Origin of the sequence: Marinobacter sp. ELB17 (assembly GCF_000169375.1) — a bacterium.
Lineage (GTDB): Bacteria > Pseudomonadota > Gammaproteobacteria > Pseudomonadales > Oleiphilaceae > Marinobacter.
In genome coordinates this window covers 1-15345 of sequence record NZ_AAXY01000046.1, presented here as the reverse complement: position 1 = coordinate 15345, position 15345 = coordinate 1, and the positions used below count along the sequence as shown (strand labels likewise).

Below are 15345 nucleotides of genomic sequence, written 5' to 3'. Positions count from 1 at the left end.
TGCTGCCCGCAGCTTGTTCACTTATTTATCCACATGTTTGACGGTTGATTCCTGCTCTTTGTAGCGGCGAATCCGTAACACCAGCGGCAGCACTAACAGATTCACCACAGACAAAATCAACAGAAACAATGGAATACTCAAACCGGCAATTCCCAGCAGCAGCATACCCGCCAGCGCACTGACCACCATAAACAACGAGTTGATGACGTTCAGCGCGGCGATAATGCGGGCGCGTTTATGGGCCTCGGTGGCACTCTGAATATAAGCGTACAAAGGCACAATAAAGAGCCCGCCGGCGGCGCCAATCAACACGAGATCGACCAGCAGCCTCCAGTATTCAGGTTGGCTCAGTAACAACCACCAGGTGGTTGGTACGGCGCTGGCCGGCAGTGCAAAAAACAGATCGATACCCGGTAATGTTAAACCCAAGGCGCCCCAGGGCACGGGCGCCAGGCTGACACTGTGGTGGGTTAGCCGCTCACACAACACCGAACCACTGGCAATTCCGACAATAAACAGTGACAGCAACAAGGTAACAACGGTTTCATCGCCCTGCAGGTGCAGCCGGGCAAAATTGGGGAACTGGGTTAGATAGGCTGCGCCCAAAAACCAGAACCAGGAGATGGCCAATATCGCCAACAACACCGGACGCTGTTCCGCGGCCACCGCCATCAGACGCCAACTTTCCCGCAGGGGCTGCCAGCGCATGGGGCTCATTGATTTCGGTAATTCCGGCGCGACCGTAGCGGGTATTTGGCGCGCACTCAGGTAGCCCAATAGCGCCATAATAACCACAGCAAAGGCTATCAGCGGGGTTGCCAGGGGGAAACTGGCCAGTACGCCAGCGGCAATGGTGCCCAGCAGTATGGCCAAGAATGTGCCGCCGCTCACCAGACCATTACCACCCACCAGCTCGCTGGGCTCCAGCACCTGGGGCAAAATGGAATATTTGACTGGGCCAAAAAAAGCAGACTGAGTGCCCATCAAGAACAGCAGACACAGCAATACGCCGTACCAACCTTGCCACAGCGCTAACGCAGCCAAGGTCATGATGACGATTTCTGAGGCTTTCACCCAGCGAATAATGCGGGCTTTTTCGTGGCGGTCAGCCAACTGGCCGGCCAGCCCGGAAAAGAGAAAATAGGGCACAATGAACAAAAACGCAGCCAGATTAACCACCAGGTCCACCGGCAGGCCGGCCCAGCCTACGGTGGTAAAGGTGATCAGCAGCAAGAGCGCGTTTTTGTAAAGGTTGTCGTTGAAAGCGCCGCTGAACTGGGTCAGGTAAAACGGCAAAAATCGCCGCTGGCGCAATAGCTGAAACTGGCTCGAGCTGGTTTTGGGGCTGGCCAAAACGGTGTCTCCCGGATTTCGCCGGATAAGCCCGGGCGCTGCAAATTCAGAGCCGCTGGTCGGCGCCCGTTACAGTCGCCGCATCAGCCGGCATGGTTGGCTGTTCGCTGAGCGCCTTCAGCTTTTTCTCAACGGCGTTGGCAGAGCTGGCAAAGCGCGCCAGCAGATTGTACAGCACCGGCACAATGAACAGCGTCATGCTGGTGGCGAACACCAGCCCGCCCAGTATAACCACGCCAATGGCGGTACGGCTTTCGGCGCCGGCACCGGTGGCCAGTACCAGAGGAACAGCACCAAACACCGTAGAGATGGTGGTCATCAGTACCGGGCGGAAACGCAACACGGAGCCTTCCACAATGGCGTCGCGTACCGAATAGCCCTGATCCCGCAGCTGATTGGCAAATTCGACAATCAAAATGCCGTTTTTCGCCATCAACCCCAGCAGCATAATAATGCCAATCTGGCTGTAAATATTCAGGCTGATACCGGTCCACCACAGGGCCATAAGTGCACCGGTAATCGACAACGGCACCGACAACATGATGATTAGCGGATGAATCCAGCTTTCAAACTGCGCAGCCAACACCAGAAAAACAATCAAAAACGCTAAGCCAAAAGTGATAAAAATAGCCGATGAAGATTCCTGGAACTCTCGCGACAACCCGCGATAGCTCACCCGCGCTTCCGGTGGCAAGGTGTCCATCGCCAGGGTGTTCAGATAATCCAGCGCAGAGGCCAGGTCATAACCGTCGGCCAGGGAGCCACTGATCACCACCGCTGGCAGCCGGTCGATACGGCGCAAATCCGGATTGGCGCCGATTTCTTCCCAACTCACCAAAGCCTGCAAAGGCACCATCTGCCCGCCTTCCCGCGGGCGCAGGAAAATCTGGCCCAGGTCTTCCGGAGTAGCACGGTCAGCATCTGCGGCCTGCACCACCACATCGTATTCGCGGCCACGGTCAATGTAGGTCGTCACCTGGCGCGAGGCCAGCATGGTTTGTAGGGTTAAGCCCACATCCTGCACGGTAATGTCCAGGTCGGCAGCGCGTTCGCGGTCTATGTTTACCCGCAGTTCCGGCCGGGTCAGTTCGAAATCGGTTTCCAGGCTGAGCAGGTTGGGGTTCTGTTTCGCCCGTTCGATCAGTTCTTCACTCCAGGCCTGCACCGATTCGTAATCCGGCCCCGCTACCACAAACTCCACCGGCTGGCTGAAACCGCGCTGACCCAGGCCCGGCGGGTTGATGGGAATAACCCGCGCCCCGGAGATCTGGCTCATTTTTTGGCGGATCTGATTGGTCACATCCTGCTGTTTGATGTCACGCTCATTCCAGGGTACCAGGCCCATGATCATAAACCCGCGGTCTTCCTCACCGCGAAAGCCCACAATGGACAGCATCCGGCTGGCTACACCCTCTTCCAGGTAAGGCAACAGCTGAGCTTCAGCCTGGCGCACGTAGTGGTCGGTGAATTCCACGGTGGAGCCGCGGGGGGCGCTGACCGGCATGATGATGGTGCCACGGTCTTCGGTTGGCGCCAGCTCTTGTGGCAGCTGGGGGTAAATAGCACCGGCCGCCACCAGCCCCGCCAGCCCTAATCCCAACCACAAACCGGGCTGACGCAGGGCAAATTCCAATACCCGGCGATAGCCACTGGCAAGGCCATCAAGACTTTTTTCAACGACCGCCCAAAAACCCTTGGTCTGCCCGGCTTTGGGGCTAGGGCGCAGCCATTTCGAACACAGCATGGGCGCCAAGGTGAGCGCCACAAAACTGGAAAACACCACCGCGGCTGCCAAAGTAAAACCGAATTCGGCAAAAAGCCGACCCACGTTGCCACCCATAAAGGAAATGGGCACAAACACCGCCACCAAGGTAACGGTCGTAGCAATCACCGCAAACGCCACCTGGCGCGCGCCGTGATAGGCCGCCAGCAACGGCGCTTCACCGTTATCAATCCGACGCTGAATGTTTTCCAGCATCACAATGGCGTCGTCCACCACCAGGCCAATGGCCAGTATTACCGCTAACAACGTCAGCACGTTAATCGAGAAACCAAGAAAACCGAGGCCGATGAAAGCACCAATCACCGCGACAGGAATGGTCACCGCAGGGATCAGGGTAGCGCGCCAGGAGCGCAAAAACAGGAAGATGACCAGAATCACCAGGGCCACGGAAATGGCCAGGGTCGTTATGACCTCTTTGATTGATGCGCGAATAAACACCGATTCGTCATAGCTTTCAGCAATCGACACTTCCGGGGGCAAGGATTCGCGAATCTGCGCCAGCTCCGCCTGTACTGCGTCGGACACCGCCACTGTGTTGGCTTTGGACTGGCGGATAATGCCCAGGCCTATGGAGGTTTTGCCGTTAGCACGCAGACTACCGGAATCGTTTTCCACGCCCATTTGCACATTGGCTACTTCACCCAGGCGCAGCAGATCGTTGCCGGAGCGACGCACCACCAGATTGCGGAACTCATCAACGGTGGTCAGCCGGCCTTCGGCGCGCACGGTAAAGTTACGGGTAGACGATTCTACCGAACCGGCAGGCAGTTCCACGTTGTTAGCCCGCAGAGCCTGTTCCACCTCGGCGACGGTAACGTCCCGCGCGGCCAGCTTCTCGCGGTCTAGCCAAACCCGTATGGCGTAGCGGCGTTCGCCACCAATACGCACATCCGCCACGCCATCCAGCACCGAGAAGCGGTCTGCCAGAACACGGTCGGCATAATCGCTCAATTCTGCGCTGTCCCACACGTCACTGCGCAGGGTGATCCACATCATTGGGCGGGCGTCGGAATCGGCTTTGCTTACCACCGGCGCGTCGGCTTCTTCCGGCAGCTGGTTACTGATGCGCGATACCGCATCGCGCACGTCGTTGGCGGCAATGTCGATATTGCGGCTGGTGTTGAATTCAATGCTGGTGCGGGATTCGCCCTGTTCGGTGGACGATTCAATAGCGCGTATGCCTTCGATACCGCTGATGGCGCCTTCAATCAATTCGGTAATCTGGGTATCCACCACTTCGGCGGCGGCACCGGTGTAATCGGTGCTGATGGACACCACCGGCGGGTCGATATCCGGGTATTCGCGCACCGGTAGCCCCATTAACGCAGCCAAGCCAAACACCACAATCAACAAACTCAATACTGTGGCAAATACCGGTCGCTTGATGGAAACATCGGACAGCACCATGACTTAAGACTCCCCGCCATCGTCTGCGCTTGCGCCTGAAATAAAGCGATTAGCAGGCAGCTGAGCGTCAGGGTTCGGCGACACCCGTTCGCCACTGCTCAAACGATCCTGGCCGGTTACAATAACCTCGGCGCCCTCCTCCAGGCCCTCAGTCACTTCTACCTTGCCCGGCAGACGCGCGCCCAGGCTCACCGTCAGACGCCGGGCGATGCCATCTTCAGCCACGAACACGTAACTGTTATCACCGCGCACGATCACCGCTTGTTCAGGAATCACCAAAGACTGGCGCTGTTGCAAAGTCAGGCTGGCCGACATGAACTGGCCCGGGCGCAGGCGACCATCGGCATTGTCGATCAACGCGCGCACCGCCAGCGAACGGTTGAGCTCACTCACCCGTGAATCCAGCGCCACCAGTTCGCCGCCAAATGACTGCCCTGGATAGGTCGGAGACTCGCCCTGCACTGTTAGACCGGCTTTGAGCTGGCCCAGGTAGCGTTCCGGCACCGAGAAGTTCAGTTCCATACGGCGGGTACTGTCGAGTGTCGCAAGGCGGGTGCCGGCGGTGACGTAAGCGCCAAGGCTGATATCACTGAGGCCAATAACGCCGGCAAACGGCGCGATAATTCGATGGTTTTCCAAATTGACTTTGGCCGCTACGCGCTGGGCCTGAAGCACGTCGGCGGCGGTGCGCAGCTCGTCCATCTGGGCAATGGCGATGTTGTTATTCGTGCTCAACTGGCGGGCCCGATCGTATTGGCGCTTGGCATCAGCCAAGCGAGCTTCGATAACCTGCAGATCGGCCTGAGCCTGGCGGTCGTCTAGGCGCAGCAGCAAATCACCTTCAGCCACCCGCTGCCCGGGTTCAAGGTTCAGTTGCACTACCCGGCCGCTGAGTTCAGTGGTCAGGGCAATGGAGTCTTCGGCCTGCAGGTTACCCACGGCTTTTACCCGGTCGCTCACGGTGGTGCGTTCCGGAAACGCCACGGCCACCAATGTGGGCGCCCGCTCGCGGGCACTCGCGGCACCCGCATCGGCGTTACTGTTGTAATACTGCACCAGCCACGCTGCCGCAAGAGCAGCTACCAATAGCATCGCCGCGATCAACCATTGCTTCATCATCGTTCAGCCTGTGTCTTTTTCAATTCGCTCGCAGTCATTCACGCTGCACTGGCGGTCAGGGTTGCTTTTGAATAACCAGAACGATCTCGCCCACATCAATCCCCCACTTACTCATGGTGGTTTGATTGATCAATGTATCCGGCGTTACCAGGTACATCCAATCGTCCATGCGCACCTCAAGGGTGCCATCACCGTAGGCCACCTCAAGCATATAGTTCATGTGTATGGCATTGCCCGACCAGCGCATGGTGCCGGCTTCGGTGACGTCACCGGCGGTGGCACGATAACTCTCGCCGTCTGGCGTTAAAGTCCATACCCGGGTTTGAACTTCGCCATCATCAAAGCGGAACACCTCGTCTAGCGTGCCCACGCCTTGCTCGGTCCATGATGCCGTGATGTCCGCGTCAAAGGTACGAATAACAGCGCCAGACCAGTTTTTGACCACACCGCGGGCAGACAGGTTGCCAGCGAAGAATTGGTCGGGTACCAACGCCGGTGAGCGATCTTGATAATCATCCAACGATGGGCCGGCACAGCCGCCAAGTAGAAAGAACGGTAGCAGTATCCACAGTCGATTCCAGCCCCATAGACGGCTGAAATTCAAAATTTTCATCATTTTTACACTCCCTGGGACTATGGCGTGGTGCGGCGGCCGCGATATAGCGACCACCGCAAGAATAGCGCTCAATTGGGGAGATTACGCTGGCGCCTGGGGTTCCGATCAGATTTCGGTGGGCGCCAGAGTTTCAAAACAGACCGGCGTTAAGCCAAAGATGAGAAAATATGGCCAGCACGTAGCCCAAGGCAATAGCCGGAGTCCAGCGCAGGTGACTCATAAAGGTGTAGTGGCCACGGGCCTGGCCCATCAGTGCCACACCGGCAGCCGAGCCAATAGACAGCATGGAACCGCCCACTCCCGCTGTCAGGGTAACCAACAGCCACTGGCCGTGGGACATGTCAGGGTTCATCGACAGCACCGCGAACATCACCGGTATGTTATCCACCACCGCCGATAAAATACCCACCGCAGCGTTCGCCAGGGTGTGGTTCCAGCCGGTGTAAATAATGGTGGAAATTTCGCTCAGGTAACCGATGTAACCAAGACCACCCACCGCCAAAACCACACCGTAGAAGAACAACAGGGTGTCCCATTCAGCACGGGCAATCGGGTTGAACACGTTAAACGGCAGCGCCTTGTCCAGGCGGTTCAGCAGGCGGAAATCCTGGTGCACTTCGGCCCGTTTGCGTTCGTTTTCCACGTGTTTTTTGAACGTCTGGCCCAGATAATAACCAAATATCTGCAGGTATCCCAAACCCATCATCATGCCCACTACCGGCGGCAAGTGCAGAAAGTTGCTGCCGCAAACAGCGGTGATAATAGTCAACAGGAACAGGGCAACGCAGCGGCGGGCACCGCGTTTCATAATGACTGCTTCCGTCGCCGGGTTTGGCATGTCATTGGGGATGAAGAAACTCATGATAATCGCAGGCACCGTGAAACTGACAAGCGCCGGTATAAACAGGTCAAAAAACTCGGCGAAATTAACCACGCCCTTTTGCCACACCATCAACGTGGTGATGTCGCCAAAGGGCGAAAATGCACCACCGGCGTTGGCCGCCACCACAATGTTGATACAACCCAGACTGATAAATTTTGGGCTGTTCTCACCCACTTTTAGCAGTACCGCGCACATCAGCAAAGCCGTAGTCAGGTTGTCGGCCACCGGCGATATACAAAATGCCAATACACCGGTAATCCAGAACAAACTCCGGTAACTAAAACCTTTGCCAACCAACCAGGCCCGCAAGGCATCAAACAGCTGGCGCTCTTCCATAGCGTTTATGTAGGTCATCGCGACCAACAAAAACAGCATTAGCTCGGAAAATTCCAACAAGTTGTGGCGTAGTGCCACCGCAGTGCTTTCGGTATCACCATTGGCAACGTAAACCGCGGCTATCGAAAACCAGATTAAACCCGCGGCTATCAACACCGGCTTGGATTTTCGCAGATGCAGCTTTTCTTCCATCATGACAAAAATATAGGCTATTACGAACAGCATAACGGCAATATAACCGACCGGATGGTTGGTCAGATCCATGGTTTCAGTCGATGCGGCAAAGGCAGAACCGCTAAAAGCAAATAGGGCAAAAAATACACTGAGAAGGAATACCGACCACCGTCGGGCAGCCGCAGTTAGGGGGAGTGACATTGATAGGAACCTGAACGTGTTCTTGGATTTTGGTAATTTAAAGTGTGCTTTATTAGAGCGCAAAGCGGTTGCAAAGAGCTTGATTGATGTTGTTTGAAGCCGCTTTTTCGTTAACTACCCATTGGTTTGCATAGTGAAGATATAGGCAATTTACACTCGGCGCCGTACCGCTATCTGCGGTAACGGCGCCGGGCTTATCCTCAAGGCTCGGGCAGGTCGGTCACTGCACCGGTCGACGCCGAACTCACGGTGCGCGCATACTTGGCTAACACACCGCGGGTGTAACGCGGTTGCGGTTGCTGCCAGGCGTCGCGACGGCTCTGCAGTTCGTCGTCACTGACATTTAGCTCAATAGTGTCGGCCACGGCATCAATCACGATTTCGTCGCCGTCTTGCACCAAGGCAATAGGGCCGCCATCAAACGCTTCCGGCGTAATGTGGCCTACGACGAAGCCGTGGCTACCACCGGAGAAACGACCGTCAGTTATCAAAGCCACATCGCTGCCCAGCCCACGGCCCATAATCGCCGAGGTGGGTGACAGCATTTCGCGCATGCCGGGGCCGCCGCGTGGGCCTTCATAGCGGATAACCAGCACATCGCCAGCCACCACAGTGCCGTCCAGAATTCGTGCTTGGGCTTCTTCTTCCGAACCAAACACCCGCGCCCGACCTTTAAAGTGGGTGCCTTCCTTACCGGTAATTTTTGCCACGGAGCCTTCCGGCGCCAGATTACCAAACAGAATGCGCAGGTGGCTTTCCGCTTTAATGGGCTGGTCCAGAGGCATAATGATTTTCTGGCCATCGGCATAAGGTTCTACCGTGGCCAGGTTTTCGGCCAGAGTTTTGCCGGTTACTGTCAGGCAATCGCCGTGGAGCATGCCGGCGTCTAGCAGCATTTTCATGAGTGGCTGGATGCCGCCAATGGCCACCAATTCGCTCATCATGTAATGGCCGCTAGGGCGCAGATCCGCCAACAATGGAACCTTTTTACCAATGCGAGTGAAGTCATCCAGGGTTAGCTCTACACCCGCCGTGTTGGCCATACCAATCAGGTGCAGTACGGCGTTGGTGGAACCACCCAAGGTGATGATCACAGTGATGGCGTTCTCAAAGGCGTGCTGAGTCATAATGTCGGAAGGTTTGATATCTCGATCCAACAGATTCATGACCGCGGCACCGGCGGCTTCGCAATCGGCTTTTTTGTCATTCGACACCGCATTCTGCGCCGAGCTGCCGGGCAGGCTCATACCCAGTGCTTCTATGGCCGAGGCCATGGTATTGGCGGTGTACATGCCGCCACAGGAACCGGGGCCGGGAATGGCGGTTTCTTCAATATGCTTCACTTCAATCAACGACAGTTCGCCTTTGGCATGGGCGCCCACCGCTTCAAACACTGAAATAATGTCGGTGTGACCTTCACCAGGCAAAATAGTACCGCCATAAACAAACACGCTGGGCCGGTTAAGCCGCGCCAGGCCCATGATGCAGCCGGGCATGTTTTTGTCACAGCCGCCAATGGCAACCAGGCCGTCAAAACCCTCGCAACCGGCCACGGTTTCAATGGAATCTGCGATGACTTCCCGCGACACCAGGGAATACTTCATTCCTTCGGTGCCGTTGGCAATGCCGTCAGAAATCGTAATGGTGTTAAAAATAACGCCTTTACCACCGGCCTGGTCCGCACCCTTACAAGCAATGTCGGCCAGCTCGTTAATGTGGCTATTACAGGGGGTAACCATACTCCAGGTGGAAGCAATGCCGATCTGCGGTTTGCTGAAATCTTCGTCGTTAAAACCGACGGCCCTCAGCATGGAACGACTGGCGGATTTAGCCACACCGTCCACAACCGGAGCGGAATAACGGCGGCGAGGGTCTTGGGGGGTATCACTCATGGCGCTGTGTCCTTGTTTTTGTCGTCCTGTCGTTGCGGGTGACAGGCGGCTTTAAGAGGGTTGGCCCGCAAGTTTACACCAGGACTCCACAGCGCTGAAATATTACCGCGGCTGACGGCATAACATTAGTCATACTTTTGTCAATCAGCCAAATGCCGTTTCCGGCTTTTTACCCAGCAATTTCAATATAATCGTTAAAGGAAAAAGCCGGTAAAAGCGGACTGCAGGTGCGAAATAAATACGGACCCGGTTGCACGAATACCCGGGCTGTTATACTGATTGGCATATTTTCGACGCGTACCAGAGAGCCATGCCAACCCAATATACTAACCTACACTGCCCCTGCGGCAACCAGACACCCTACGCAGACTGCTGCCAGCGCTATCACGACGGAGCCATTGCCAGCACACCCGAAACACTAATGCGGTCGCGCTTTACCGCGTTTGTGCTGAAACTCGACAGCTATTTGCGCGACAGCTGGCACCCAAGCACACGCCCGGTAAAACTTAGTCTGGACGACTCACCCGACTGGGTGTCGCTGCACATTCTGGACGGTGGCCAAACCGGTGACAGCGGGCAGGTGCATTTCCAAGCCTTCTACCGGTTGAATCCGGGTTGGGGCTACCTGCAAGAACACTCGCAGTTTGTGCGGGAAAATGGCCGCTGGTATTACCTGCAGGGTGAGCCCCACGAGGGCATTTTGAAACCCGGTCGCAATGAGCCTTGCCCCTGTGGCAGCGGCAGGAAATTCAAGGCTTGTTGCCAATAAGCAGCCTGGACATCTGAAATGGAGCCAATGGCCGACGAGTCAGTGTCGTAACAGAGCACTGAGCTCATCAATGGCTTCGGCCCAATCGCTGTCGTCTTCCAAACCTTCTCGTAAAAACTGAGATTGGCCCAGGCTCCAGAAATCTGCATCTGCCAGCACAACTTCGGGTGGCAGTGGAGAATGCTGGCGCACAAACTGCTCCATGCCGGCATCATCCGCTGCCAGGCCTAACTGCTGAAACAAGGTAGAAAGGATGTGTTTGCTGGTATCCATAAGCGGTCTCTCCCTTGGCGAAATCAGATTAGCACTAAATTTCAGTACATTTTCTGCAAATATTCAGTGAGGATGGCGCACCGCTTATTACTGTAGCTGGCGAATGACTCATCGAAAAGCGGTTCAGGAAAACGCAATTTTCTATAGGTATATTACTTCCCGATACAAAACGATCCAAAAATCTTGCCCAAAAGGTCATCCGGCGTTATCTGTCCGGTAATCTCTCCCAGTGCACTCTGCGCAGCGCGCAGATCTTCCGCTAGCAGTTCACCGGCGCCATAACCTTCAAGCTGAGTCTGGCCTTGAACCAGAAATTCGGCAGCGCGTTCAAGCGCGTCCAAATGGCGGCGGCGAGCCAGAAACCCGCCCTCAGTGGTGCTCGCGAAGCCCATACACTGCTTTAAGTGATCCCTGAGTGCGTCCAAACCCGCGCTGGACTTGGCTGCCAAACGGATCACCGGGGCCTGCTGCGGGGATAGTTCAATTAAACCTACGCTTTCACCCGACAAATCCACCTTGTTGCGGATTACCGTAATCGGCGCGGCAGCTGGCAGCTGGTCAATAAAATCTGGCCAGATTTCATGGGGGCTGGTTCTATCGGTAGTGGTGGCATCCACCATGAGCAGTATGCGGTCGGCCTGGCGAATTTCATCCCATGCGCGGGCAATGCCAATCTGTTCCACTTCGTCTGGGCTATCGCGCAGGCCGGCGGTGTCGATGATGTGCAGCGGCATGCCGTCAATGTGAATGTGTTCCCGCAATACGTCACGGGTAGTGCCTTCTATAGCGGTCACAATCGCTGCCTCACGGCCGGCAAGGGCGTTCAGCAGGCTGGATTTACCGGCGTTGGGCCTGCCGGCGATCACCACTTTCATGCCATCGCGCATAATAGTGCCCTGCTGGGCTTCCAACATGATGCCCTGAAGTTGGTCTCGCAGACTCTGGAGATCAGTAGCGACTTTTCCATCGGCCAGAAAATCGATTTCTTCTTCCGGAAAATCGATAGCGGCTTCCACATAAATCCGCAGGTGGGTAACAGCGTCCACCAGCGTTTCAATACGCCGCGAGAACACGCCTTGCATAGAACGCACCGCACATCTGGCTGCCTGTTCCGAGCTGCTTTCAATCAGATCGGCAATGGCTTCTGCCTGGGCAAGGTCGAGCTTGTCATTAAGAAAGGCACGCTCGGAGAATTCTCCAGGCCTGGCCAGCCTTGCACCCAGAGCACACACCTCCCGAAGCAGCAGGTCCAGAATAACGGTTCCACCATGGCCCTGGAGTTCGAACACGTCTTCGCCGGTGAATGAGTAGGGGTTTGGAAAAAACAGGCCAATACCTTCGTCTATCAGTTCGTCTTGGCTGTCTTTAAACGGGCCGTAATGGGCATAGCGCGGTTTGGGTGCGTAACCGAGTAGGCTGTGGGCAATAACGGTCGCCTGGGGGCCAGAAACCCGCACAATGCCGACGCCGGCTTGGCCGGGTGCGGTGGCGATGGCTGCAATCGTTTCTGTGGGGTGATTCATGGCCGCGACTCCAGGTTAATATGAGCGGGATAGGATGGTTTATAACACTTGGTTTCCCAGAGTACTAAAACAACAAAGGCCCCGTAACGGAGCCTTTGCTGAATAACCTGACTGATTAGATTATGAGTGCTTTTTTTCCGCCATTTGAGCTTCAATCTTGCGAGTAATGTACCACTGTTGACTGATAGACAGAACGTTGTTCACCACCCAGTACAGTACCAGCCCTGCCGGGAACCACAGGAAGAAGATGGTGAATACGACCGGCATCAACTTCATAATTTTCGCCTGCATGGGGTCTGGCGGCGTGGGGTTCAGGTGCATCTGCAACATCATGCTGGCACCCATGATAATCGGCAGAATGAAGTACGGGTCCATCACCGACAAATCGTGAATCCACAGCGCGAAAGGTGCGTGGCGCAGTTGCACGCTTTCAAACAGAACCCAGTATAGGGAAATAAATACCGGCATTTGCACCAATATGGGCAGGCAGCCGCCTAACGGATTAATTTTCTCACGCTTGTACAGCGCCATCATTTCTGTAGACATACGCTGGCGGTCATCACCGTACAGTTCTTTCATGCGAGCTAACTTAGGCGCTACGGCGCGCATTCGTGCCATAGAGCGGTAGCTGGTTGCTGACAAATGGAAGAACAGGCCTTTGACCAACACGGTCAGCAGTATGATCGACACACCCCAGTTACCGATGATGCCGTGGAACCAATTTAGCACAACAAACAAAGGTAGCGAGATGAAGAACAGCCAGCCAAAGTCCACAGTACGGTCCAGGTTTGGAGCTACCGTTTCCAGCCGGTCAATAATTTTTGGGCCAACGTAGGCCGATGCGCCCACTTCAACAGTTTCGCCAACAGGTACGTTAGTTGCTGGATAGACAAAACCCATAACAGCTAAAGGGCCGCGGCGGGTGGTTTGGAATTGGGCCTGTTGGTCTGGCTCGGGCACCCAGGCTGTCAGGAAATAGTGCTGTAGAAACGCCATCCAGCCGTTGGTGACAGACTGATTGATCGGTTTGTCTTTCAAATCGTCAAAGTCATACTTTTCATAAGGATCTTCAGGCGTGCTGACGACTAATCCCAAGAAAGCTTTGATACCCATGCTGTTCTGGGACGTTTGATCACCGGCCTGGTCACGCACAATCTTGCCGGTAAAGTTCGCTTGCCACTCATTTTCTGACCGGTTATCGATCAAGTAGCGGATATCAATCTGGTAGTCATCACGGTTGAAAGTGAAGCGTTTGATTATATTTACGCCGCTGTTAGTGGTGTAGTTTAAATCCACTGCAAGCTGATTTTCGCCTTCCGCCATCTGGTAGCTATTTTGAGTTGAGCTGTATACCGGTGCATCGCCATTGCGGCTGTTATCCGGGCCATCGCGACCTATCAATCCGCTTTCCAGCACGTATAACCGGTTTTGGGTATTCGACAGAAGCTTTAATGGCTCGTCGCCGTTTAGTTCTCTGTCATATTGCAGAAGGGAGCTGCTGACAAGATTACCGCTGACTTGGTCTATGGTGATATCAAACACATCGGTTATGACGTGAACGTACTGATTGCTAACGTTATTAACGTTATTTGTATTGCTTAGTGACGTTTCGCTTTCCGGTGTGGCGAACTCACCGGTGCTGTCGGTGTTGGCGTCGCCTGCCTCCGGCAACGTCATGGTGTCGTTGTTGCCAGCGGCGGAAAAGTCCACCGGCTCGCTGGTTTGAGCAACTGGCACAGGCTGGTGATAGTCCTCGTTCCAGGCGAGTACCATCAAATAACTGACAACTGCCAGGCCGGCAAAAAGTACGATGCGTTTGATATCCATAAATTTACTGTCTGGGTTCGTGAGTTGTTGGAACTTGATGATGCTTGGCAGAACAGGTGCCCGGAACCGGATCATAACCGGAACTTCCCCATGGATGACACCGCAGCAATCGTTTTAGCGCGAGCAAAGAGCCTTTAGCGGCGCCGTGCTGGGTAATAGCTTGAGCAGCGTAATCTGAACAGGTGGGGTAGTAACGGCAACGGCTGGGCAGCATAGGGCTGAGACAATACTGGTAAAAACGAATGGGCAGTAGCAAAAGCTGGCGCATTATTCCGTTCCTTTTGCTTTGCCAGATGGTGTAGAGGCTACGGATGCCGGGGTAGATTGCAGCTTGCTGTATTTGCGTTCCAATCGCTGCCAGAGATCGAGCAGGGCTAGATTGACTTGATTATTGTCTAACTGAGCCAAGCCCTGACGGCCAAGAACAATGATATCCAGTGCCGGGAGTTGCTGTTTCAACCTAAATGTTTCACGAATTCGGCGCTTAACACGGTTGCGCTGTACAGCCAGCTTCAGGTTCTTTTTTGCAAATATAAGACCGATTCTGGCATGTCCCAGAGAATTGGGCGTTGCCAGAATCAGAAAATTCCGGTGCGGAACTTTCAGTTGCACGTCATCGAAGACTTTGCCGTAATCAGCCGGTTTGAGCAGGCGATGCGATTTCGGAAAATTCAAAGCCTTCATGAGGCAGACCAAAAATTATGCAGACAGACGTGCGCGACCTTTTGCACGACGGCGGGCCAGAACTTTACGACCATTTGCAGTGGCCATACGGGCACGAAAGCCGTGAACGCGCTTACGCTTCAGTACGCTTGGTTGAAACGTTCTTTTCATGGGAATGATCTCACAATTCTGGATTAGGAATTCAGTCTGTGGTTGGAAAATGAACAACCAAAACAGGAGCGGTATTCTATGCAAATTTCGGTGGGAATTCAACGCTAATAAACGGGTTGTTTTTATGGATGCTGGAATAGGCTCAATGGGCTTGGTTAATAACCTTTTTCAGCTGGTGCTTCGTTCGAGCAAAAAACCTGGAAACACGTTTAGCTAACTGTAGTAATTGTTCTTTTATAATTCTCTTTAAAGATTGAATACTACTGTTATTACGTAGGCCTTTTTCTGTGGATAAGCGATTTAAAACGATAGAAATCATGAAGGTGTCCAGTTGACGAAGGTGATAATAAGTGCC

The 15345-nt window shown here is 54.7% G+C and carries 14 protein-coding genes; 1 reads left to right on the top strand and 13 read right to left on the bottom strand.

The genetic code is table 11. The features are described from left to right. Window positions 1-21 precede the first annotated feature (21 nt). From MELB17_RS22035 to ilvD, 6 genes are all read right to left on the bottom strand, one after another. A complete protein-coding gene (locus MELB17_RS22035; protein WP_007352570.1) occupies window positions 22-1353 on the bottom strand; it encodes an MFS transporter in 1332 nt (443 codons plus the stop codon). Window positions 1354-1399: 46 nt separating this feature from the next. Continuing rightward, window positions 1400-4543, bottom strand: coding sequence for an efflux RND transporter permease subunit (locus MELB17_RS22030; protein ID WP_007352569.1), 3144 nt, complete (start codon window positions 4541-4543; stop codon window positions 1400-1402). A 3-nt stretch (window positions 4544-4546) separates the two neighbouring features. Next, a complete protein-coding gene (locus MELB17_RS22025; protein WP_007352568.1) occupies window positions 4547-5659 on the bottom strand; it encodes an efflux RND transporter periplasmic adaptor subunit in 1113 nt (370 codons plus the stop codon). A 58-nt stretch (window positions 5660-5717) separates the two neighbouring features. Next, complete coding sequence (locus MELB17_RS22020) at window positions 5718-6278, bottom strand: DUF3833 domain-containing protein (protein ID WP_007352567.1); 561 nt, start codon at window positions 6276-6278, stop codon at window positions 5718-5720. Window positions 6279-6408: 130 nt separating this feature from the next. Then, window positions 6409-7872, bottom strand: coding sequence for a sodium:proton antiporter NhaD (gene nhaD / locus MELB17_RS22015; RefSeq protein ID WP_036186012.1), 1464 nt, complete (start codon window positions 7870-7872; stop codon window positions 6409-6411). 200 nt (window positions 7873-8072) lie between these two features. Next, window positions 8073-9764 carry a dihydroxy-acid dehydratase gene (ilvD, locus tag MELB17_RS22010; RefSeq protein ID WP_007352564.1) on the bottom strand — a complete coding sequence of 564 codons (1692 nt, stop codon included), beginning with the start codon at window positions 9762-9764 and terminating at the stop codon, window positions 8073-8075. A gap of 310 nt (window positions 9765-10074) precedes the next feature. Here ilvD and MELB17_RS22005 point away from each other — a divergent pair, with 310 nt between their 5' ends. Next, window positions 10075-10533, top strand: coding sequence for a YchJ family protein (locus tag MELB17_RS22005; RefSeq protein ID WP_227499009.1), 459 nt, complete (start codon window positions 10075-10077; stop codon window positions 10531-10533). Window positions 10534-10572: 39 nt separating this feature from the next. On the opposite strand, the gene MELB17_RS22000 is transcribed toward MELB17_RS22005, so the two are convergent. The 7 genes from MELB17_RS22000 to MELB17_RS25950 form a co-directional block, all read right to left on the bottom strand. Further along, window positions 10573-10806: a DUF2789 domain-containing protein gene (locus MELB17_RS22000; RefSeq protein ID WP_007352562.1), complete on the bottom strand. Its 234-nt coding sequence runs from the start codon at window positions 10804-10806 to the stop codon at window positions 10573-10575. A 152-nt stretch (window positions 10807-10958) separates the two neighbouring features. After that, on the bottom strand, window positions 10959-12329 hold the full coding sequence (gene mnmE, locus MELB17_RS21995; RefSeq protein WP_007352561.1) for a tRNA uridine-5-carboxymethylaminomethyl(34) synthesis GTPase MnmE: 1371 nt from the start codon (window positions 12327-12329) through the stop codon (window positions 10959-10961). Between the two features lie 120 nt (window positions 12330-12449). Next, window positions 12450-14156: a membrane protein insertase YidC gene (yidC, locus tag MELB17_RS21990; RefSeq protein ID WP_036186018.1), complete on the bottom strand. Its 1707-nt coding sequence runs from the start codon at window positions 14154-14156 to the stop codon at window positions 12450-12452. 4 nt (window positions 14157-14160) lie between these two features. Next, complete coding sequence (gene yidD / locus MELB17_RS24250) at window positions 14161-14424, bottom strand: membrane protein insertion efficiency factor YidD (RefSeq protein ID WP_083796461.1); 264 nt, start codon at window positions 14422-14424, stop codon at window positions 14161-14163. Further along, window positions 14424-14840 carry a ribonuclease P protein component gene (gene rnpA, locus MELB17_RS21985; protein WP_007352558.1) on the bottom strand — a complete coding sequence of 139 codons (417 nt, stop codon included), beginning with the start codon at window positions 14838-14840 and terminating at the stop codon, window positions 14424-14426. The genes yidD and rnpA overlap by 1 nt, the downstream gene beginning before the upstream one ends. Window positions 14841-14855: 15 nt before the next feature. Then, the gene (rpmH, locus tag MELB17_RS24245) at window positions 14856-14990 is read right to left on the bottom strand and encodes a 50S ribosomal protein L34 (protein WP_026224022.1); all 135 of its coding nucleotides are present in this window, start codon (window positions 14988-14990) and stop codon (window positions 14856-14858) included. A 142-nt stretch (window positions 14991-15132) separates the two neighbouring features. Then, a partial coding sequence (locus tag MELB17_RS25950; protein WP_007352556.1) for a hypothetical protein occupies window positions 15133-15345 on the bottom strand: 213 nt, incomplete at its 5' end.